The organism is Aeromonas sp. (genome assembly GCF_050633025.1).
GTDB lineage: Bacteria > Pseudomonadota > Gammaproteobacteria > Enterobacterales > Aeromonadaceae > Aeromonas.
On record NZ_JBODRQ010000068.1, the window covers coordinates 1 to 19,258 of the forward strand.

Genomic DNA, 19,258 nt, shown 5'->3' on the forward strand with positions numbered 1-19,258 from the left:
CATGAACCGCTGGGGCCAATTGATGGCCGAACCACTCGGCCCCCAGGGCATCAATTTGATGATCAAGCGGCGAACCGGCCAAACCATCGACGATCTCTACGTCAGTGGCCACAGCCTGCGCCGTGGATTTATCACCTCTGCTGTGACTGCCGGAAAGCCGATGAACAAGATCATTGAAGTCACTCGCCACAAAGATATGCGAACCCTGCAGGAGTACTTCGATGACGCCCATAAGTTCTCCGATCATGCGCTCGATGGTTTGCTTTAATATGACTGCGTCATTTCATTTTTTATGTTAAATGATATCTTGTTGATCTGATGATATATTTGTCACGCAAGCAAACAGCCCAAGAGGGAAGGGCCATCTTCCTATGGATAATTGCATGTGATGAGAGATAACGAATCCGAAAATGGAACACCCCAAGGACATATGAGCCAAGAAATGACAGGGCGTGAAGTGCAAGAGGCGGGGCCCCAAAACAATGCCGAGCGGCAGCGCCAGCATGTAAAACGCAAGCAGGAGACCCATACCCGACTGCAATGCTGGATCAGCAATCGCCACGCCGAGCGATTGGCCGCTCTGGGTCTTCATTTAGAAGACAGTCAGGCATCACTCATCGAGCAGGCGATCGATCTGCTCTACCAACATGAGCTGGGTCGAGAACCTCCGTTTGAAAACAGAGTCGCCACACAGGTCGAAGAGACCGTTGAATAGACACAAGAGTGAAGTAACAGCGATACGTGAAGAGATAAAAAAAGCCAGGTACGAATTCCTTGTACCTGGCATAGGGGAATTGGCTCCTTGCAGAGCCGTGCGCTAACTGGTGTTCGGATTGCCTTAAGCTTAGACAAGGCTCAAGGCTTTTCAAGATCCGAAGAAAAGTTCAACCAGAGTGTGGGTATTTCAGACTCGTTCAAGTGCCTATGCACCGAACGGCACACTACGCATTGAACAGATTGTTGTCACGCACCAGCTCGCGGGGGAGGGCATTCTTAACCCGACTACCCACCCATTTCCCCATGCCCAGGGTATGCCCCTGATAGCGGACGATCACCTCGCCAACACCCGCATCCTGTTCTGGCCAGACGTCCCGCCCCATCATGAATTCCCGCGCATTGGCGCTATCCAACTCAACTATGCCCTTGCTCGCTTTATCGCCATAGGCCAGTGCCCACTCATGAGTGAGGCGATAGCCTTTCTTGAAGGTCTCGGCCAACTTGATGCCAATGCGATCGAAACGCAGCTTGCCCTGCACCTGATCAAACATCTGGGGGAAGAGCCAGATCTCGTCATTGCGGCCAAACAGTTGACCCTGCGGTGCCACCCCGAAGTTGGCTTCAATCTCGCGCAGCATGGGCTCTGACTCTTTCGCCGCCAGCGGCAGGAAGGGGAATTTACCCAGCTTGCCCGGCTTGAACATGGTGTTGGGCACGGAGTGATGCTTGCGCAATCTGGCGACGAAAAAGCCTTCACTGTCGAAGATCTGGGGCCAAACGTGCAGGTATCCTTCGGATGTGCAGGCCAGCTCTGCATGGGGGAACAGGTCAGCCAGCGAGTCAAAACTCAACGCATCACCAAACTTGTCCAGCAGGGATTGGCAGACCGCCTGATTCTCCTGCTGGCTCAAGGTGCAGGTGGAGTAGACCAGCACACCGCCCGGTTTCAAGGCATGGAAGGCGCTCTCCAGCAACCCTTGCTGCACCGCCGCAATCTCGTCGATGCTCTCGATGCTCCAGTTGCGCAGGGCATCTTCATCTTTTCGCACCGTCCCTTCACCGGAGCAGGGGGCATCGAGCAGGATAGCGTCGAAGGTCTCCGGCAACCACTGGCCAAATACCTTGGCATCAAAATGGGTCATGCCCACATTGGTCACACCGCAGCGCTGGATATTGGCGCTCAGCACTTTCAACCGGCTGCTGGAAAACTCGTTGGCAACCAGCATCCCCTGATTGTTCATCAGGGCGGCGATCTGGGTAGTCTTGGAGCCGGGGGCCGCCGCCGCATCCAGCAACATGCCGTCCGCTTTGATCTTGTCGCTGGCAAAGAGCGCCGTCACCGGCAGCATGGAGCTCGCTTCCTGAATGTAGAAGAGCCCGCTCAAATGCTCGGCGGTGTTGCCCAGAGGAACGGTTTCATCGCTGCGGGTCAGCCAGAAGCCGGTATCACACCAGGGGACAGGGTCAAGCTGCCAGCCCAGTGGCTGCATCAGGGCGACAAAGTCGGAGACGGCGATCTTCAAGGTATTGACCCGAATGCTGCGGCGCAGCGGACGTCGACAACTGGCCACAAACTCATCCATCGAGAGATGGGTCGGCATGATGGCCGCAATGTGGCGTAAAAAATAATCGGGAAGGTAGGTGTTGTCGTGCACTGTGCCGTCTCGTTGACCGAAAAAGAGGGGCGATATCCTACCACAAGGCTAGGAATATTCTGAATCTGAACACCTTCAACAGGCTCCGGAATATAAAAAAGCCCGGCGCGAGGCCGGGCTTGGAGGATATACGCAAAGGCGAGGGATCAGGGCTGGATGCGCGGGCTCCACTCCAGCCACTCTTTCTCGGCTTTGCCGTAGAGCGGATAGCTGTGGCCTGCCTTGACGGTCGGTCCCATCTCTTTCTCCGGGGTATTGAAGGCGATGCCGCCAGCCAGCAGGCTCTGCACGGTTTCAACCTCAATGGTGCCGCCGGTCAGGCCGATATCCGCCTTGACCCCGGAAACATTCCAGAAGCGCGAGTTGGCCCGCACCAGATGGGAATACTCCTTCTCCACGCTGACGTCGATCACCACCTCGCTGCCATCCCGAGCCAGCGCTACCTTGGTGACACTGCCGACCACCATCTTGCGAAACAGCAGCGGGCTACCAACGCTCAGGCCATTGACAGAGGGGCTCTTGAGGGTCAGAGCCAGACCCACAGGGCCAACCTGACTCAAGGGGAAGCGATCTTTGCCAGCGCCTTTACCCGGTTGCGCCTCTACGAACGCCCCCTTGATCAGGGTATCGAGGTGTGCAACACCACCCAGCCCCAGCTTGGCCTGCACCAGGGTAAAGCGCGTGCCGGATTGCAGGAAACGTTCGGCGTAGTGGCCATCGAGTTCGGCCTTGAAGATCACCTGGCCCAATGACGGCTCCAGCTCAATCTCTTCAATTTTGCCGATATCGACCCCGCGATAGCGGATCGGGCTGCCAATCCCGAGCCCCGGGTTGCTATCTGCGACCAGAGAGAGGGTGCGTACTTTTGCACGGGCCTGCTCTTTACTGTCAAACAGTTGGTGGCTGCTACGGCCATTGGCCAGCCGGTCGAACTCGATGGCACCGCGCAACAGGGTCGCCAAATTACCAACCTTGACCTTGACACCATCAATCCCGACCCGGGTATCGATGGCCGCTTTCTTCCAGAATTGCGGTTGTTGGACGAGGAGGGGGGCATACACACCATCGATTTCTAGCTCGATCTCGACCCCCTCTTTGGCGGCGCGCAACTGTTTGACCTTGCCCGCTTCCAGCCCCAGATAGAGCACAGGTGAACCAATGCCGATACCATCTGCCTGATCTGCCTTGAGCAACCAGCGCTGCGGCTTGGCATCACGGGTACCGAGCAGTGCCAGCTCCTGACTGGGGTAGAGACGGTTAATCCGCTCGCCACTGCTGGCTTGTACCAGCTTGATCCCGCCTCCCAACCAGGCACTGGCCGGACTGGTTTCTACTTTGATGCCGCTCAGATCGGCATCGATCTGCAGCGGGGCAGCGCGATAGAAGCGGGCACGGTTGAGCAGATGGCCGTAGTTAGGCGCCATCACCAGCTCGACACTGGCATTGCCGCGCGCGTCCAGAGTGAGCTGGCTGATACGGCCCACCTGCAATCCCTTGTACCAGACCGGCGCATCCTGATTGAGCCCAGCCAGATCGTCGGCCTGCAGCGTCACTTTGGTGCCACTCTGGGGAGCACGATCGGTCAGGGTCATCTTCTGTACCGGGTTGCCCGCCACATAGTCGAGGCGAATGGCCGGGCCGGAGAGCAGCCGATCTGCATGCTGCACACCGGTCGCGGAGAGAGAGACGCTCTCCCATACCAGCTGACTCTTGTCGGTGATGCGATAGGCCTGCTCCGGATTGATAAGCGCTGTGACCACCCGCCCCTTGTCGGTGAGACGAATGGGATCGATACGACCAATCTCGATCCCCTCATAGAGGATGGGCATCCCCTCTTTGACAGGGAGATCGCCAGCCACAATGTCGATGCGCTCACCGCGTGCCGCTTCCGCCAACCCTTTGTAGAGGACGAAAGTCTGTCCCTTGTCAGGCTCAGGCGAAGCTTTGGGCGAGTCAAAGGCGATGCCACCGCTCAGAATGGAGGTGAGGCTGCCAGCCTCCACGTTCACACCGGCCAGACTGAAAGAGCCCTTGATACCGCTGATGTTCCAGAAGCGGGTATCAGCTTTGACCAGATGTTCGAAACGCGGCTCAATCACCAGATCCAGAATGACGTTCTGGTTGTCCTGGCCCAAACGGGTATTAATGATACTGCCCACCTCGATACCACGAAAATAGAGCTTGGCGCCAATCCCCACCGAGCCCAGCGAATCGGCGGTCAGGTGCAGCATGCGCCCCTGAGCCTGATAGCCGGGAGGAGGGCCCTCCAGTGCATCGAAGGTCTCCTCCAGCGGGTTGCTTTCACGCCCCGGTTGCAGGTTGATGTAGTTGCCGGAGACCAGGGTATCGAGGCCGGAGATCTCGGTGAGCGACGCCTTGGGGCTCACCAGCCAGAAGTCGGATCCCTTACGGATCAGCGGTCTGGCACGGCTGTCAATCTTGGCCATCACCGCAATCTTGCGGCCATCTTCAGCCAGCTCCAGCTCCTGCACCACACCGATAGCCACCCCCTGATAACGAACCTGGGTTTTACCCGGCAAGATGCCGTTGCCCTGGGCGAAGTTGATCTGGATAAGCTGGCCACGGCTCAATACCTGCTGATAGAGAAAGCCACCCGCCAGCAGCAGGGCTATCAGGGGTAACAGCCAGACCGGCGATAACCAGCGGCGCTTTTCGATGACGGGTTCAGCCCCGATCATAGTGACTCCTTATTGGCTGGATTAAACAGCACATCAGACAAAAACAGAGAAATCATCAACGGGCCGCCTTGTCCCATAGTAAACGGGTATCGAGCATGCGGGCCGACATCATGGTCAGCACCACCACACCGGCAAAGGCGGTGGCCCCCGGGCCTGCACGGACACTCAACAGCACGCCCCGATCGACCAGCGCCACCATCAGCGAAATCACGAACAAGTCCAGCATCGACCAGCGGCCGATAAAGTCGATCACCCGATACATCACCAGTTGGCGCTTGCGCCGCACCGGCTTGGCCCGCTGCAACTGCCAGCAGATCCAGCCCAAGCCCAATATCTTGCCCACGGGTACCAGTATGCTGGCGGTGAGGACTATGGTGGCAATCCCGCTCATTTTGCTGCGATAGAGCATCATGATACCGCTGAAGATGGTATCTGACTGCAGTAACCCCTTGTTGTAGAAATGGGTAATGGGCAACAGATTGGCAGGCAGCAACATGAAGGTGGCGAGCGCAAGCAAGCCCCACGACCAGGCGAGGGAGCGGGGAATGCGCACCTGCAATTTGCTGCTGCAACGGGGGCAGACTGCCCCGGCTTGATAGCGCACCAGCAGACCGCAGGTATGGCAGCGGCAGAGTCCCATCTCACGGGCGCTGGTCATGTTCCGGCTCCTTTAACGGGATCCGCGCCCAGTAGGGGGCGGGGTCAAACAGGATCAGCAAGGTCATGTTGAGCAGCATCAGAATACCGAGACTGAGCAAGCCGCCACCGAGGCGCACATCGGCGATGTCGATCAGTTTGAACAGGGCAACCAGCAGGCTGACGATATAGACCTCCAGCATGGCCCAGTGGCGAAACACCTCGACCAGCTTCAAGGTGACGGGAAGAATGTGCCAACGTTTGGCCAGACCCGAAGCCAGCACAAAGATCCCCGCCAATAATCCCACCGGCGCCAACACGGCGCACCAGAGCACCAGGCTGGCCACCCACCATTCGCCCTCGCCAAACAGCACCAGAATACCGCGCAGCAGGTCGGCGTCGGTGTTGACCCCAGCCAGCCGCAGATAGATCAGCGGTTCAAAAAAGGCAGAGGGCAGCAGCAGAAATCCGGTGATGGTCAGGGCCATCAACTGGGAGGGACGAAAGGCATAACGGCCATAGAGATGCTGGTGACAACGCGGGCAGTGGGCATGGCGACGCAGCGGCAGTGCTTTGCGCTGGATCAGCAAGTCGCACGCCGGACAGACAATCACGGAACCGGGCTCCATCATACAATTCAACCTGTTGAAGGAATTGGTGAAATTTACCCTAAAACCGGTTTCCTGTCTTGCCTGCGGCCGGAATGTTACGAAAGTATAATTGACGTTAACGTAAACGTGATATTAGATAGCCAGACTAGACAGGTGAAAGGAGTCATGATGTCCAGTTTGTCCCCCTCGGCAGGCCTGCGCTTTCGCACCGCCCTTGCCACTGAACATCCCCTGCAGATCGTCGGCACCATCAGTGCCTATATGGCGTTGATGGCTGAGCGCAGCGGTTTTCAAGCCCTCTATCTCTCCGGCGCCGGAGTGGCCAATGCCTCCTACGGCTTGCCGGATCTCGGCATGACCTCCCTCAACGACGTGCTGATCGATGCCGAGCGGATCACCGCCGCAACCCGTGTGCCGCTGTTGGTCGATATCGATACCGGCTGGGGCGGGGCATTCAATATCGCCCGCACCATTCGCGCGTTCGAGCGGGCCGGTGTCGCCGCCGTCCATATGGAAGATCAGATCGCCCAGAAGCGCTGCGGTCATCGTCCCAACAAGGCGGTGGTGTCGCTGGAGGAGATGTGCGATCGGATAAAAGCGGCAGTGGATGCTCGCGAGAATGGCGAGTTCGTCATCATGGCCCGCACCGATGCACTGGCGGTGGAGGGGATGGAGTCTGCTCTTGAACGCACCGCTGCCTATGTGGCCGCCGGTGCCGACATGATCTTCGCCGAGGCGGTGACCGAGCTTGCCCAGTACGACCAGTTCAAGCTGGCGGCCAAAGTGCCGATCCTCGCCAACATGACCGAGTTCGGCAAAACCGCGCTGTTTGACAAAGAGCAACTGGCCGCCCACGGGGTCGACATGGTGCTCTACCCGTTAAGTGCCAACCGCGCCGCCAATCAGGCCGCCCTCAACGTCTATCAACATATTCGCCAGGATGGCCATCAACGGGCCGTCGTGGAGACCATGCAGACCCGGGAGTCACTCTACGACTTCCTCGGATATCACCACTACGAGCAGACACTGGATCGTCTGTTTTCAGCCAAGGAATAGGAGGCAGCTTATGGGACAGCAAAAACCGTTGGGTGGCGCCGGTCTGCGCGGCCAAAGCGCAGGGGAGACCAGTATCTGCACAGTAGGCAAGAGTGGCACCGGTCTTACCTATCGCGGCTATGACATCAAGGAGCTGGCCGACAGCGCCCAGTTCGAAGAGGTCGCCTATCTGCTGCTCAAGGGGGAGTTGCCCGGTGAGCAGCAGCTTGACGCCTACAAGCGCGAACTGCGCCACTTGCGCACCTTGCCCCAGCCGCTGCTGGAGGTACTTGAGCGCATTCCCGCCGATGCTCACCCTATGGATGTGCTGCGCACCGGCTGCTCCATGCTCGGCGATCTGGAGCCGGAAGATGGTTTCGAGCATGAGCATGAAGTGGCGGATCGGCTGCTGGCCGCCTTTCCGGGCATTCTGATCTACTGGTACAAGTTCAGTCATGAGGGCGTTCGCATCGCCCTTGACAGCGACGAGGAGTGTATCAGCGGCCACTTTCTGGCCCTGCTGCATCAGAAAGCGCCGAGCGAGCTGGAGCGGCGGGTGATGCATGTTTCTCTCATCCTCTACGCCGAGCATGAGTTCAACGCCTCCACCTTTGCGGCGCGAGTCTGCGCCTCAACTCTTTCCGACATGTTCTCCTGTATCACAGCGGCCATCGGCACCTTGCGCGGCCCGCTCCACGGCGGTGCCAACGAGGCGGCCATGGCGATGATCGAACACTGGCAGGATGAAGCGCAGGCAAGGCGCGAACTACTGGCCAAGCTGGCGGCCAAGGAGAAGATCATGGGCTTTGGCCACGCCATCTACCGCACCTCGGATCCGCGAAACGTCATCATCAAGGAGTGGTCGGCCAAGCTCGCCGAGGCGGTGGGTGATGATCGCCTCTATCGCGTCTCCTGCGAGGCGGAGAAGGTAATGTGGGAGGAGAAAGAGCTTTTTCCCAACGCAGACTTCTTCCACGCCAGCGCATATCACTACATGGGGATCCCGACCAAGCTGTTCACCCCCATCTTCGTCTGCTCGCGGGTCACCGGCTGGTGCGCTCACGTGATGGAGCAGCGCGAGCACAACCGGATCATCCGCCCGAGCGCCGATTATGTTGGCCCGGCCCCCCGTCATTTTGTCTCTCTACAACAACGATAAGGAAATCACGATGTCCGCCAACGTCGACGTCAACCACAGACCCGAGCCCGACCAGGTGCTGGTCGATATTGCCGACTATGTCTGCAACCACCCCATCTCCAGCCAGGCAGCGCTCGACACAGCCCGCTACTGCCTGATGGATACGCTCGGCTGTGGCCTCTTGGCTCTGCGCTTCCCCGAGTGCACCAAACACCTTGGCCCCATCGTCCCCGGTACACTGGTACCCCATGGTGCCCGGGTGCCCGGTACCCAGCTCTGCCTCGACCCGGTCAAGGCAGCTTGGGACATCGGTGCCATCATCCGCTGGCTCGATTACAACGACACCTGGCTGGCCGCCGAGTGGGGTCACCCATCCGACAATCTGGGCGGTATTCTGGCCACTGCCGACTGGCTCTCCCGTACTCGCGTGGCCGAGGGCAAGGTGCCGCTCACCATGGCCGATGTGCTGGTGGCCATGGTCAAAGCCCACGAAATTCAGGGGGTGCTGGCGCTGGAGAACTCCTTCAATCGGGTCGGTCTCGATCACGTGGTACTGGTCAAGGTCGCCAGTACCGCCGTGGTGACTCATATGCTGGGCGGAACCCGCGATCAGGTGATCGATGCGGTCTCCCAGGCCTGGGTCGATGGCCAGAGCCTGCGTACCTACCGTCATGCACCCAATGCGGGGTCGCGCAAGAGCTGGGCGGCGGGGGATGCCACCTCGCGCGCGGTGCGCCTCGCCCTTATCACCATGAGCGGCGAGATGGGCTATCCCGGTGTGCTGAGCGCGCCCAAGTGGGGTTTCTACGACGTGCTGTTCAAGGGCAATCAGTTCGCCCTGCATCAGGGGTACGGCAGCTATGTGATGGAGAACGTGCTGTTCAAGATCTCCTATCCCGCCGAGTTCCATGCCCAGACCGCGGTAGAGTGCGCCATGAAGCTGCATGGGCAGGTGAGGGGGCGGCTCGACGAGATAGACCGTATCGAACTCACCACCCATGAGTCGGCCATTCGCATCATCAGCAAGGTGGGCGCCCTCAATAACCCGGCCGATCGGGATCACTGCCTGCAGTACATGGTGGCGGTGCCGCTGATCTTCGGTCGCCTCATTGCCGAGGATTACGAGGACGATGTTGCCGCCGATCCCCGCATTGATGATCTGCGCAGCAAGATGGTGGTGCAGGAGGACAAGCGTTACAGCCGCGAATATCTGGAAGCAGACAAGCGCTCCATCGCCAACGCCATCCAGATCTTCTTCAAGGACGGTACTCACACCGCCAGGGTGGAGGTGGAGTATCCGGTCGGCCATCGTCGCCGGCGGGAGGAGGGGATCCCGCTGCTGGTGGAGAAATTCCAGCACAATCTGGCTACCCGCTTCCCGACCAAACGGGTCAGCGACATTCTGGCCCTCTGTCAGGATGGGCCGCGGCTTGCCGCCACCCCGGTGCACGCCTTTATGGATCTGCTGGTGATCTGACCGATATCTACAGGTAAGCAGTTATAAACAAAAAGCGGGCCCATCGGCCCGCTTTGTTATTCCGGCGGCCTATCCCTCGCATAAGCCTTACCTCAGCGCACTGCTGTCGCCGTTAAAGAGCGCCGTCATGATCGCCATCTCGCGACTGGCGATGGTTTCGAGAAACTCATTGGCACGCCCCATCTGGTGACACACCTGATAACCGCGCTCGACAAAGGAGAAGAGCTCGCCAAGTCCCGCCAGATGGGCGGGCCCTGACACCAGCTTGAGGGTCGTCCCCAGTAGCGGTTTTCTCGCTAACCTGTCCAGCGTCATGCCAAGTTCGTTCACCAGCGCAATCTGATGTTCGCGGCGCGCCTGTTCACCCACGGCACGATAGGCGATGGTGTAGTGTTCTGCAGTAATAGGATTGAGGCCGCCAATACGACGCAGCGCCACCACCATCAGGTAATCGAGCTCTTCGGAGAGAGCGTCAAGCTCAATCGCCTGCGCCAGCACCTTGAGGCCGGACTCTGGCAACAATCGCTCGGCGGTCGGCATCACCCGCATCACGTCTGCATCGCGGCGGGCGCAATCCCCGGGACCATAGAGATCGGTCAGGAAAAACTCGGCGGCAGGGCCGTAGCGGTCACTCTCCAGCAGATCGCGGTGGGTACGCCCCAACCGATCTGCTTGCCATTGACGCAGCCGATCCCGATCCTGCTGATCTTCCGGGTGAGCCCGCATCTGCTCGCGCAATGCTGCTACCCCGTTGAGTTGGCGATATAACCGCCCCAGGGTGCTATCGTCGTCATGGCCATGTTCTTGATGGGTCATCTACTGCTCTCTGGCCTGGTCCCATTGAGTGGGACTGATGATATGAAGATACAAGTGAATAAAAAACAAGCAGATTTTGTTGAGGGTTCAGTGACAAGTGTAACGCGCACGGAGGAGGGAATAAATGCCATGACCCGCTGACACTCTGTATCCCTGTTGACTCTGTTAAGTGAGTCCCATTTATGCGAGACCCCCTTTCACTTGTCGTGAACATGTGTTTAATATCAATAACTATCTTATGACACTGAGTAACTACCATGTTCTTCTACGACTCGCTCGCTGGCTGCGGCTCACTCTCCACCATTCAGATCAGCCGTCAGCATCCGCTGGGGCTGACCGCTGCCCGGCTCGCGGCCGAAGCCATCGCCGAGGATATGAGCGAGAGCTATCAACTCGATTGCGAATGGGCAGATGAAGAGGAGACCGAGTTGCGCTTTCGCGGCTCAGGGGTACATGGCACCCTCACCCTGGACGATGAAACTCTGAAGTTGGAAGTGCATCTTGGTTTGATGTTGTTGCCGGTACGCAGCGCACTGGAGCAGGAGATCCTCGATTATGTCGATAATCGTTTACCTTGCCCCAAACGTGTTTGAAACGTTTCGTCGCCCTTGCCTTAAATAATCCAGCGGTGAACGATTCCGCTTAAATAAGCGGACAGGTCATATGCTTGTCAACTTGATTAAGCGGCATGATCTCGATTCTATTTTGTATGTTATCTGTCATCTTTATTTCCATTTTTCGAGTCGGCACTTGTAATTGTTATCTTGATTACATCAAACCTTCATCCAGATATGAGGGCAGAAACAACTTGCCGCCTCGATAAATTCATTTTGCAGGGAAACAGCATGCCAACAAATGAATTTATCTCCTGCGTTGATACCGCTTGGTTACGCATGGACAGACCCAACAACCTGATGCAGATCATCGGGGTCCTGATGTTTGACGGGAAGCTTGATGAAGCGCGTCTGCGGGCAGGATTGCGCCACACCATTTCGGTACAACCCCGCTTCCACCAGCGGGCCATTCTGGAAGGGAGCTCCTACTACTGGCGTCATGATCCCGATTTCGATCTCGATCAACACCTCAAGCGAGTGATCCTGCCGGGTGAAGCAGGCAAGCTGGACCTGGAGAAGCTGGTGGCCGATCTCGCCTCGACGCCGCTCAACCACCAGCGCCCCCTATGGGATATGCACCTGACCGACACCTCCTTGGGTGGGCAAGCGCTGGTGGTGCGCATTCACCACGCCATGGGCGACGGCTTCTCTCTGGTGCGGGCCATGCTGACAATGATGGATAACACCCCGGAAGGGGCGCTGCGACCGCCATCACCGGAACCACTGGATGACAGCGATGACGAGGATGAAGAGGATTGCCATCAGGGCAGCCGTCTGGTGCGGGCCGGTCTCAAGTTGACCGGTAGCCTCTGGTCCAAATATGTCGAAGTGGTCACCCATCCCACCAAGGCGGTCGATTACCTCAAGACCGGGCGGGATGTAGCGAGCGAGCTGTGCAATATCGCCACCCTCGGTGATGACTCACCCTGCCGCCTGCGGGGCAAGACGACCAGCACTAAACGAGTGGCCTGGTCTGAGCAAATTGATCTGCCGGATATCAAGGCCGTGGGCAAGGTACTGGGCTGCTCGGTCAACGATCTGCTGATCGCCGCCACCGCAGGGGCGTTTCGCCACTACCTGCAGGAGAAGGGGGATGATGCCAACAAGGTCGAGATCCGCGCCCTGGTGCCGGTCAATATGCGTGCACCGGATGATGAGGGGGCCCTTGGCAACCGCTTCGGGCTGGTGGCCCTGGACTTGCCACTGGATGTCGAACACCCGTTGCAACGGCTCTATACCGTGCGTGACCGGATGCAGGCGCTGCGGACCTCGCTGCAACCCGTGGTGGTGCTCAACCTGTTACATGCCCTTGGCATGGCCCCCAATGCGGTGCAGCAGCAGGCTGTCGAGCTGCTCACGGCCAAGGCCAGCGCGGTGATCACCAATGTACCCGGCCCGCAGCAGACCCTCTATCTGGCTGGAGCAAAATTGCGTCAGCCGCTGTTCTGGGTGCCGCAATCGGGGGATATCGGCGTCGGCGTATCCATCCTCTCTTACGATCACAAAGTGCAACTGGGCCTTATCACCGACAAGAAGCTGGTACCGGATCCGGATCGGGTGGTCGAGCGGTTTGCAGTGGAGTTCGAGCAACTGCTGTTGCTGGTACTGATGGAGCCGGAGCTGTTGTTTGACCCCAAAGGACTGGATGCGCTGCTCGGTTGAGCCTGCACTTGATAGACCGGTTACGGCGTAGCCAACCGGTCAGCATCCATCATAAAAGAGGCCAACCCGCGGGTTGGCCTCTTGTTTTTCTTAGTGGCAGGAGTGGCGGTTAATCCTCCAGCTCTTCACGCGCCGCCTCCACATCGAGGCGCTCCATGGCATCCATGGGCTCGCACTCGGTCGCTTCAGCATAGAGGGCTTCGGCAGCTTTCAGGCGGCTCTTGCCCTGCAGCATCACCTGAGCGTTGGCGTACTCCATGCGGACGATAGCCGAGTCGGGGATCAGCGCCATCGCCTCCTTGAAATGACGCTCGGACTCCTCCTTCTTGGCGCCATAGGTGAGGCCGCCGATCATGGCCCCCAACTTGTCGACGATCTCCGCGTGCCAGGCGCCAAAGGCGATATGGGCTTCCGCGTGGTCGGGTTCGAGCTCCAGCGCCTTCTCCAGGCTTGCCTTGACCTTGTCGCCAATCCCTTGCGAGAGAGCCTTGGAGATGGAGATCACCTGACTGTAGCGCCCGAGTGCCAGGGCGTGGAAATACCAGGCGTTAGCGTTCCTGGGCTGGCGCTTTTGCAGCTTCTCGGCATGGCTGGCAGCCCGCTCGAAGGCGGCACGCTTGGCATACTTGTCATCCAGCAGGTAGCTGGCGTGGATAACCAGCGCCTTGTTTGCCACATTGAGGCCCGCCTCACCGGCCGCTTCGCCAAGGGCGACGGCCCGGGCAAAATCCCCGGCATGATAGGCCCGCCAGGCATCCTGTACCTGTTCATCCTCGGGCCAGGGTTCGGCATCCCCCTGATGGAGACGCTCCCAGTTGTCCGCCAGCTTCTGGCCAGCATAGTCATAGGCCGCATCCGCGTAGGGGAAGGGGACAAATTCGAGTTGTGAAGTGGTCATGCTTGTTCTCCCTGTAGCATGTGAATCAAACCTTGTCGGTGTAGTGGTGGGCGAGGGCGCCCAGATGAGCGCGGGCATCGGCCCGCAAATAGGGTGCGACCAGCTGCATCACCTGAAAAACGCCCAGTGCAATATCGGCATCCACCTTGGGATGCAGTGCCCGCTGGTAAGAGATCCAAAATGTACCCACCAGCGCCACGTTGGCAGCCAGTGAACGCAGCTGTTGAGGGCTTCCCTCCATCAGCCCGACCGTTTGCAGATGGTTGCAAATGGCGATGGCGGTCTGCTCCTTGCGGCGCAGCAGAACAGAGAAGCGCTGCTCGACCCGATGGTAGCCATTCATCAGGGCGGAAATATCGTAGTAGAAGAAACGGTATTTCCAGATGGCTTCAAACATCAGGTGGAGGAAGAGCCAGATATCCTCGGGCTCATCGGACGGGGCGCTGACCGCATTCAATAAGCGCTCCATCTCCTGCTCGAACTCGTCGAACAGGGCATTGACGATCTCCTCCTTGTGGTGAAAGTGGTAGTAGAGATTGCCTTGGCTGATTTCCATCTCGGCTGCAATGGCCGAAGTGGTGACGCTGGGCTCCCCCTGTTGATTGAAACAGGCGAGGGCAGTGGTCAGGATCCGCTCCCGGGTACGGCGTTTGGGTTTGCGATCCATGCTACTCCTTTGGTGATGAACGGCGCATGCCGTGGCGATAGCGTTTGGCAAGCCAGTGCTGCAACTGCTCCAGCGACTTGTCGAGGGCGGCAACCGAGCCAATGCCGGGGGTTAGCAGGGTGCGATCCTCATCGGCCAGCGCGGCCAGATTCAGCTCGAGGCAATGCTTGGCCAGCACCGGCGCTAGCTCGTCACGACGCTGCCAGAGATCGCGGCGGGTATGCTGGTAAGCGTGCTCGCAGAGGCGACGGCGATCCCGATAACTGAACACATTGGTAAAAAACATCTCGCCATCAGCAGAAGAGGGCTCAAACAGCAGTGCGTCGGCGTTGGGGTATTGGTGGCGATAGCGATCCATCCCCACATGCATCCGCGAGTGAATGATGGCACGAAAAGTCTGGGCCAGCACCACCGGCAAACCGCTATCCACCAGACTGGTGGGCTCTCCGGCCGCCATACCGGCATCGAAGGGCACCAGCGGATTGATGCAGAAGACCAGATCTGCCCCCTCCTGCAGCGCCACCGAGGCGTGCAGGGTTTTGATCAGGGCGCCATCGACATAGTAACGGCCATTGATCAAGGAGGGGGGAAAGAGGCCGGGCAGGGCTGCTGACGCCTGTACCGCCGTCGAGATGGGCACGTCATCGAGCCCCGGGCTGCCGAAGGCGACCGGATGGCCGGTGTCGAGTTCGGTAGCTACCACAAACAGTCGGCTGCGCAACTGGCGGAAATCGTTGCTGCGACCGGGACGGGAGAAGAACTGGGTCAGGATGCGATCTACTCCGCGGTTGTCGAACAGCCCGGTCGGGATCGCCCTGGAGAGGCTTTGCAGCGATTCAAACAGGCTGCGTTTCCAGGGGGCAGCCAGATAGCGCATCAGGCACTCCAGCGCCAGAGGCGGGATGGAGCCTAGTCGTACCGCATATTCACGAAAGGCGGGACGCAGCAGGGTGGCGGGATCAAACATCTCGCCGGAGTCATCGCTGAGCAGTATGCGCACCAGCTTTTCTGCCGAGATACCGTTGGCCAGCGCCGATGCCACCACGGCCCCAGAACTGACGCCGACATAGATATCGGCTTGATCAAGGCGCAGACCGCAGATACTGTCTGAGAGGGCGGCACAGGCACCGATCTCGTAGATGCCACCGAGCGGCCCGCCACCGGCAAGAGCGATTGCTACCGTACTCATAGAGCCTCCTCCCTATCCATAGAAAACCGGCCCAGCGCTGGGCATGGGCCGGTGATGCTCACTCTCTGTCATCGACCAGGATTAAGGCAGGACGCTCTCGGCTTTTGCCTTCACCTCTTTCACCGCATCTTCTGCTGCGGTGAGGAGATCGGCAGCCTGCTCAACCACCTCCTCTTTAACCTGTGCGATGGGCGCTTTCTTGACCGGCGCTTTCTTGACCGGCGCTTTTTTCGGGGCAGCCGGTTTGGCTTCAGCGGCCGGAGTCTCTTCATCCTGGGCATCCAGCAACTGCTGTACCACTTCGGTCAACTCGGCCATGCGCTTGGAGAGCTTGTCGATATCCTTGCGAGTCGGGATACCCAGACTGGCCACAGCACGGGCAACGCGATCTTCAAACACCTGCTCCAGACGGCCCCAGGTATTGGCAGTCTTGTCGGTCACAGCAGCAATCTTCTCATCGGCGCTCTGACGGGTTTTCGCCTGCAGCGCTTCACCTTCCTGCACCAGGGCTTCAAAAATCTTGCCGCCCTCTTCCTGCGCCTTGGCATAGGCCCCCAGACCGGCCAACCAGATCTGCTGGGTGGACTCCTTGATGGTGGAGGTGAGTTGGTTGTCGGTCACTGAACCAGCCAGCGCTTTGAGTTTTTTAGCCATGATCTTCTCCTTGAATAACGTCAGATAAATGTAATGGCGACAACGAAACGGCAATCGGGTTGTGGCATTACTGATTTTCATCTCCAGTCTAGGGGCAGAAAATAGAGGGTTCTACCTAATAACGAAATAGTAAATTAGCTGAAATCCGGGATGGCTCACGAAGCGACAATCAAATGAAGGTTTTCCATATGAATCGTGATATATCTAACAGGCTAGTAATACCCTAATCAATAGTAGGACTCTCTTTATGAACTATTTCATTACCGGCGGTAGTGGTTTTATCGGGCGTCGATTGATCAAAAAGCTATTCCAACAGCATCCCGACTGTACCGTCTATTTTCTGATGCGATCCTCTCATCAGGAGAAATTGCCAGAACTGTTCTCGTTCTGGAATGTGGGTGAATCGCGCGCAGTCCCGGTTTTTGGCGACATGACGCAACCGCTGCTGGGGGTATCGGTCGAGATGCAGGAGCAGTTGATCGGCAAGATCGACCACTTCTTCCATCTGGCTGCCATCTATGATCTCAACGCCAAGGCGGGGATCCAGCAGCAGGTCAACACCGAAGGAACCCGTCAGTCCGTGCAGCTGGCCGAACGACTCGCGGCCCGCCAGTTCCACCACTGCAGCTCTATTGCTGCCGCCGGTCTCTTTGATGGACTGTTTCGCGAGGATATGTTCGATGAAGCCGAACACCTCGACATGCCTTATTTCCAGACCAAGCACGAAGCAGAAGGGATCGTGCGAAACGAGTGCACTATTCCGTGGCGAGTCTACCGCCCGGGCATCGTCGTCGGGGATTCCAACACCGGCGAGATGGACAAGATCGATGGCCCTTACTACTTCTTCAAGACCATCCAGAAGCTGCGCCGTCTGCTGCCGCCCTGGATGCCCGCCATCGGGGTTGAGGGCGGGCGCATCAATATCGTACCGGTCAACTTTGTGGTCGATGCCATGGTGCATATCGCCCATCAGGAGGGAGAGGAGAACAAGACCTTCCACCTGATCGACCCCAATCCGATGCGGGTTGGCGATATGCTGAGCACCTTCTCCCGCGCCGCCCATGCGCCGGAGCCTGCGATCCGCATCAACACCTCTCTCTTTAACTTCATTCCCCGCCACCTGACCGCCATGCTGATGACCATGGCGCCGGTGCGCCGCATCCGCGATGCCGCCATCGCCGATCTGGGTCTGCCCAAGGATGTGTTCCGCCTTATCAGTTATCCCACCCGTTTCGACAGTCGCGAAACCCAGCGGGTTCTGAAAGGGACAGGCATCGAAGTGCCGCCGCTGCACAGCTACGCCTGGCGGTTGTGGGATTACTGGGAGCGTCACCTCGACCCGGAGCTCTTCATCGATCGCTCCCTGCGTGGCCGGGTAGAGGGCAAGGTGGTGCTGGTGACCGGGGCCACCTCCGGCATTGGCCGTGCAACCGCACGCAAGCTGGCGGGGGCGGGAGCCAACGTCGTTACCATCGCTCGCGACGAGCAGAAGATTGCCGAGACTAAAGCTGAGTTTGCCGAGCTGGGGCTGTCCATCGAGATCTATCAGGGGGATCTCTCCAATCTGGCGCAGGCCGAGGAGCTCACTGCACGCATCGTGGCCGATCACGGCGGTGTCGACATTCTGATCAACAATGCCGGCCGCTCAATCCGCCGCTCCATCGAGGACTCCTTCGATCGCTTCCACGATCTGGAGCGCACCATGCAGCTCAACTACTTCGGTGCGCTCAAGGTGATCATGGGGGTACTGCCCACCATGATCGAGAAGAAAAAAGGGCACATCATCAACATCTCCTCCATCGGAGTGTTGACCAATGCGCCGCGCTTCTCCGCCTATGTTGCCTCCAAGTCGGCCCTCGATGCCTGGGTACGTACCGCCGCCTCCGAGTTTGCCGATAAAGGGGTGAGCTTCTCTATCATCAATATGCCGCTGGTGAAAACGCCGATGGTCGCGCCGACCAAGGTCTATGAGCAGGTGCCGATGATGACGCCGGAAGAAGCGGCCGATCTGGTGTGCGATACCATCATCAACAAACATGTGCGACTGGCGACTCGCCTCGGGGTATTCGGTCAGGTGGTGCATGCCCTGGCACCTCGCGTTGCGCAGGTGATCATGAACACCAGCTTCCGCACCTTTGCCGATCCCAAGGATGGCGACAAGTCCAAGGCGACCGCCGATCAGGTTGCCGTCTCGACCCTGATCAAGGGTATCCACTTCTAACCGGGTGATACGATAAAGAGATCAACCGGGGCCTGAGCAATCAGGCCCCTGTTTTATTTGGAATAGCAGTTGAACGGATCAGACTCGGGACAGCAGCTCAAGCAGCAGCTCAGTCGTGCGACGGGAGTAGAGCAGAGAGAGATGGCCAATGGCAGGCAACTCGATATCTTCCATTCCCGCCAATCGTTGCCGCTCCTGCGGCATCACCACATTGTCGTGACTGGTGCGCACCGAGATGCCGGGCACGCAAAGCGGCACAGAAGCAAAACGCTGCAACCAGCCGGAGCCGGGTTCCATCTCGCGGGCATTGGCCCCAAGCCCAAGGGCGGCAAGCTGACTGCCCTGATGGGGAGTCGCCAGCGTGATCAGGCGCGCGACCTTGTCACCTCCATGGATAGCCAGATAGTCGCGGCAGACCAGCCCGCCCATGCTGTGACCAACCAGCAACAGCTCGTCAGCCCCGGTCTGCGCCAGTACATTGTCAATCCGGGTGGCCAGCAGTGGCACCATCTCATCGATATGACCAAACGGCGGCATCAGGGTAATGGTGGCAACCACATGGCCTGCGG

Annotated in this window: 17 protein-coding genes and 1 pseudogene; 8 read left to right on the forward strand and 10 right to left on the reverse strand. The window is 58.7% G+C overall.

Features of this window, described 5'->3' with window-relative positions; all coding sequences use genetic code 11:
* Both ACRAUW_RS10680 and ACRAUW_RS10685 read left to right on the forward strand, forming a co-directional pair.
* Window positions 1-268: pseudogene (locus ACRAUW_RS10680) on the forward strand (recombinase); the annotation flags it as partial.
* Window positions 269-442: 174 nt separating this feature from the next.
* Window positions 443-715: a RepB family protein gene (locus tag ACRAUW_RS10685; RefSeq protein ID WP_174218724.1), complete on the forward strand. Its 273-nt coding sequence runs from the start codon at window positions 443-445 to the stop codon at window positions 713-715.
* Between the two features lie 226 nt (window positions 716-941).
* On the opposite strand, the gene rsmF is transcribed toward ACRAUW_RS10685, so the two are convergent.
* The 4 genes from rsmF to ACRAUW_RS10705 form a co-directional block, all read right to left on the reverse strand.
* Complete coding sequence (gene rsmF / locus ACRAUW_RS10690; RefSeq protein WP_431362264.1) at window positions 942-2,372, reverse strand: 16S rRNA (cytosine(1407)-C(5))-methyltransferase RsmF; 1,431 nt, start codon at window positions 2,370-2,372, stop codon at window positions 942-944.
* A gap of 146 nt (window positions 2,373-2,518) precedes the next feature.
* The gene (locus tag ACRAUW_RS10695) at window positions 2,519-5,071 is read right to left on the reverse strand and encodes an MlaD family protein (protein WP_431362265.1); all 2,553 of its coding nucleotides are present in this window, start codon (window positions 5,069-5,071) and stop codon (window positions 2,519-2,521) included.
* 55 nt (window positions 5,072-5,126) lie between these two features.
* Window positions 5,127-5,729 (reverse strand): paraquat-inducible protein A, encoded by a 603-nt coding sequence (locus ACRAUW_RS10700; protein WP_005333132.1) that lies wholly within the window; start codon window positions 5,727-5,729, stop codon window positions 5,127-5,129.
* Window positions 5,713-6,339, reverse strand: a complete 627-nt coding sequence (locus ACRAUW_RS10705; RefSeq protein ID WP_005345516.1) for a paraquat-inducible protein A — start codon at window positions 6,337-6,339, stop codon at window positions 5,713-5,715. Before ACRAUW_RS10705 ends, ACRAUW_RS10700 begins: the two co-directional genes overlap by 17 nt.
* 147 nt (window positions 6,340-6,486) lie before the next feature.
* Here ACRAUW_RS10705 and prpB point away from each other — a divergent pair, with 147 nt between their 5' ends.
* From prpB to ACRAUW_RS10720, 3 genes are read left to right on the forward strand one after another with little or no spacing between them, the layout of a single operon-like run.
* Entirely contained in the window at window positions 6,487-7,374 is an 888-nt protein-coding gene (prpB, locus tag ACRAUW_RS10710) for a methylisocitrate lyase (protein ID WP_431362277.1), read from the forward strand.
* 10 nt (window positions 7,375-7,384) lie between these two features.
* Window positions 7,385-8,512 (forward strand): bifunctional 2-methylcitrate synthase/citrate synthase, encoded by a 1,128-nt coding sequence (prpC, locus tag ACRAUW_RS10715; RefSeq protein ID WP_431362266.1) that lies wholly within the window; start codon window positions 7,385-7,387, stop codon window positions 8,510-8,512.
* A gap of 10 nt (window positions 8,513-8,522) precedes the next feature.
* The gene (locus ACRAUW_RS10720) at window positions 8,523-9,968 is read left to right on the forward strand and encodes a bifunctional 2-methylcitrate dehydratase/aconitate hydratase (RefSeq protein WP_431362267.1); all 1,446 of its coding nucleotides are present in this window, start codon (window positions 8,523-8,525) and stop codon (window positions 9,966-9,968) included.
* A gap of 87 nt (window positions 9,969-10,055) precedes the next feature.
* Here the strand turns inward: ACRAUW_RS10720 and ACRAUW_RS10725 are convergent, their stop codons facing one another.
* Window positions 10,056-10,784, reverse strand: a complete 729-nt coding sequence (locus tag ACRAUW_RS10725; RefSeq protein WP_431362268.1) for an FFLEELY motif protein — start codon at window positions 10,782-10,784, stop codon at window positions 10,056-10,058.
* A gap of 257 nt (window positions 10,785-11,041) precedes the next feature.
* Between ACRAUW_RS10725 and ACRAUW_RS10730 the strand changes: the two genes are divergently transcribed.
* A complete protein-coding gene (locus ACRAUW_RS10730) occupies window positions 11,042-11,377 on the forward strand; it encodes a polyhydroxyalkanoic acid system family protein (RefSeq protein WP_431362269.1) in 336 nt (111 codons plus the stop codon).
* Window positions 11,378-11,629: 252 nt separating this feature from the next.
* On the forward strand, window positions 11,630-13,060 hold the full coding sequence (locus ACRAUW_RS10735) for a wax ester/triacylglycerol synthase family O-acyltransferase (protein ID WP_431362270.1): 1,431 nt from the start codon (window positions 11,630-11,632) through the stop codon (window positions 13,058-13,060).
* Between the two features lie 109 nt (window positions 13,061-13,169).
* Here the strand turns inward: ACRAUW_RS10735 and ACRAUW_RS10740 are convergent, their stop codons facing one another.
* The 4 genes from ACRAUW_RS10740 to ACRAUW_RS10755 form a co-directional block, all read right to left on the reverse strand.
* Window positions 13,170-13,958, reverse strand: a complete 789-nt coding sequence (locus ACRAUW_RS10740; protein ID WP_431362271.1) for a hypothetical protein — start codon at window positions 13,956-13,958, stop codon at window positions 13,170-13,172.
* A 25-nt stretch (window positions 13,959-13,983) separates the two neighbouring features.
* Window positions 13,984-14,625 carry a TetR/AcrR family transcriptional regulator gene (locus ACRAUW_RS10745; RefSeq protein WP_431362272.1) on the reverse strand — a complete coding sequence of 214 codons (642 nt, stop codon included), beginning with the start codon at window positions 14,623-14,625 and terminating at the stop codon, window positions 13,984-13,986.
* 1 nt (window position 14,626) lies between these two features.
* Window positions 14,627-15,814 (reverse strand): patatin-like phospholipase family protein, encoded by a 1,188-nt coding sequence (locus tag ACRAUW_RS10750; protein ID WP_431362273.1) that lies wholly within the window; start codon window positions 15,812-15,814, stop codon window positions 14,627-14,629.
* A gap of 81 nt (window positions 15,815-15,895) precedes the next feature.
* Window positions 15,896-16,468: a phasin family protein gene (locus ACRAUW_RS10755; RefSeq protein WP_431362274.1), complete on the reverse strand. Its 573-nt coding sequence runs from the start codon at window positions 16,466-16,468 to the stop codon at window positions 15,896-15,898.
* A 247-nt stretch (window positions 16,469-16,715) separates the two neighbouring features.
* On the opposite strand from ACRAUW_RS10755, the gene ACRAUW_RS10760 reads away from it, so the two are divergent.
* Entirely contained in the window at window positions 16,716-18,689 is a 1,974-nt protein-coding gene (locus ACRAUW_RS10760) for an SDR family oxidoreductase (RefSeq protein ID WP_431362275.1), read from the forward strand.
* Between the two features lie 78 nt (window positions 18,690-18,767).
* On the opposite strand, the gene ACRAUW_RS10765 is transcribed toward ACRAUW_RS10760, so the two are convergent.
* Window positions 18,768-19,258 (reverse strand): esterase/lipase family protein (locus ACRAUW_RS10765; RefSeq protein ID WP_431362276.1); only part of this gene is annotated, 491 nt, incomplete at its 5' end.

Excerpts from the sequence above, each read along its gene's own strand:
- ACRAUW_RS10685 (WP_174218724.1), top strand. The coding sequence starts at position 443 with ATGACAGGGCGTGAAGTGCAAGAGGCGGGGCCCCAAAACAATGCCGAG.
- ACRAUW_RS10705 (WP_005345516.1), bottom strand. The coding sequence starts at position 6,339 with ATGATGGAGCCCGGTTCCGTGATTGTCTGTCCGGCGTGCGACTTGCTG.
- prpB (WP_431362277.1), top strand. The coding sequence starts at position 6,487 with ATGTCCAGTTTGTCCCCCTCGGCAGGCCTGCGCTTTCGCACCGCCCTT.
- ACRAUW_RS10695 (WP_431362265.1), bottom strand. The coding sequence starts at position 5,071 with ATGATCGGGGCTGAACCCGTCATCGAAAAGCGCCGCTGGTTATCGCCG.
- ACRAUW_RS10725 (WP_431362268.1), bottom strand. The coding sequence starts at position 10,784 with ATGACCCATCAAGAACATGGCCATGACGACGATAGCACCCTGGGGCGG.
- ACRAUW_RS10755 (WP_431362274.1), bottom strand. The coding sequence starts at position 16,468 with ATGGCTAAAAAACTCAAAGCGCTGGCTGGTTCAGTGACCGACAACCAA.
- prpC (WP_431362266.1), top strand. The coding sequence starts at position 7,385 with ATGGGACAGCAAAAACCGTTGGGTGGCGCCGGTCTGCGCGGCCAAAGC.
- ACRAUW_RS10745 (WP_431362272.1), bottom strand. The coding sequence starts at position 14,625 with ATGGATCGCAAACCCAAACGCCGTACCCGGGAGCGGATCCTGACCACT.
- ACRAUW_RS10740 (WP_431362271.1), bottom strand. The coding sequence starts at position 13,958 with ATGACCACTTCACAACTCGAATTTGTCCCCTTCCCCTACGCGGATGCG.
- ACRAUW_RS10700 (WP_005333132.1), bottom strand. The coding sequence starts at position 5,729 with ATGACCAGCGCCCGTGAGATGGGACTCTGCCGCTGCCATACCTGCGGT.
- ACRAUW_RS10750 (WP_431362273.1), bottom strand. The coding sequence starts at position 15,814 with ATGAGTACGGTAGCAATCGCTCTTGCCGGTGGCGGGCCGCTCGGTGGC.
- ACRAUW_RS10730 (WP_431362269.1), top strand. The coding sequence starts at position 11,042 with ATGTTCTTCTACGACTCGCTCGCTGGCTGCGGCTCACTCTCCACCATT.
- ACRAUW_RS10760 (WP_431362275.1), top strand. The coding sequence starts at position 16,716 with ATGAACTATTTCATTACCGGCGGTAGTGGTTTTATCGGGCGTCGATTG.
- ACRAUW_RS10735 (WP_431362270.1), top strand. The coding sequence starts at position 11,630 with ATGCCAACAAATGAATTTATCTCCTGCGTTGATACCGCTTGGTTACGC.
- ACRAUW_RS10720 (WP_431362267.1), top strand. The coding sequence starts at position 8,523 with ATGTCCGCCAACGTCGACGTCAACCACAGACCCGAGCCCGACCAGGTG.